A 1,112-nucleotide genomic window follows, 5' to 3' on the forward strand; every position below is an offset into this window, starting at 1 on the left:
TCGTGCAGCAGGGCTCCCTCGTTCAGCAGTACGAAGCGAACCGTCTCGCCCGCCTTGATTTCCATTGCCTTGGGTTCAAAGAAGATGTCCCCCATCCGGACTTCGATGGTGCGATCTACTGCCTGACTGTCTCCCGGTTGCCCGATACTGTCTTTCTTGTGGCCCGGGCTGGCCAGCGCATTGGCAGCACTGAGCAGTAAACCAAGGGTGGTGATTATGAAAGCGGGTCTGAGTTTCATGGTGTGCCTCTGAGGTGTTGAGGAGGGATGAGTCCCGATGCTAATGAGGTGCAACTGGCGGTACGCTGACGCGAAAACTACATCGCAGTAAGGTTCGTCAGATCGGTGCTACCCAGCCCGCGGCCAACGGGTAGCACCGGTGCCGGACTAACGCAGAGCAAACTCACCGACCATTCCCGCCTGGTAATGCCCAGGCAATGTACAGGCGAAGCTCAAACTGCCCGCCTGAGGGAAGGTCCACACGAACTCTTTAGTTGTGCCGGGCTCGACGAGAACCGCGTTCGGGTCGTCATGCTTGGCTTTGATGACTTCCGGATAGCCTGGAGGGTTGGAGTCTCCCGTGCCATAACGCTCATGCCAGACAATGCGCTCGGCCATGCCGGTCGGGGTCAGTGTGCCGTCCTTGAACAAGGACGCCATCTTGCGCTGGTGCTCCAGCTGGGACGCTGCCTGCCCGATGTTGAACTCGTGCATCAACGCGCCCTCGTTCTTCAGAACGAAGCGCACGGTTTCACCTGGCTTCACATCGATCGTTTTCTGGCTGTAGTTGATGTCGTCCATCTTTACCAAGATGGTACGAGTCGCTGGCGTCGCCTGGGCCTGCTGCCCAATGCCATTGCTACTGCCGCCGACCTCGGCAAATGCCGGAAAGGTGGTGCTGATGAACAGAGTGCTGATCAGCAGTTTAAGGGGTAAGCGTTTCATGGTGAGACCTCGCGATGGGTGCTGGAAATCTCATGCTATTCCCCGCTTGCTGCCAGGCCGCTGACCCCAGAACTACAATTGCGTCAGCTGGGAAAAAGCACGGCGCCACAAAGGCGCCGCTAGGCCAAAGGAGCAATCACGAAAGGCCTGGAAGATGGGGGAAATCTT

General features: G+C 57.8%; 1 protein-coding gene and 1 pseudogene. Both read right to left on the reverse strand.

Annotated elements, in window-relative coordinates:
* A pseudogene (locus AUK77_RS01600) lies at positions 1-239 on the reverse strand (plastocyanin); the annotation flags it as partial.
* Positions 240-386: 147 nt separating this feature from the next.
* The gene (locus AUK77_RS01605; protein ID WP_021221949.1) at positions 387-944 is read right to left on the reverse strand and encodes a plastocyanin/azurin family copper-binding protein; all 558 of its coding nucleotides are present in this window, start codon (positions 942-944) and stop codon (positions 387-389) included.
* Positions 945-1,112: the final 168 nt, after the last annotated feature.

The sequence above is a fragment of the Pseudomonas sp. Ga0074129 genome, from assembly GCA_001465025.1.
In the GTDB taxonomy this organism is placed as follows: Bacteria; Pseudomonadota; Gammaproteobacteria; order Pseudomonadales; family Pseudomonadaceae; genus Aquipseudomonas.

What these genes read in the sequence shown, in the direction of transcription:
- AUK77_RS01605 (WP_021221949.1), bottom strand. Translation starts at nt 944, where the DNA reads ATGAAACGCTTACCCCTTAAACTGCTGATCAGCACTCTGTTCATCAGC.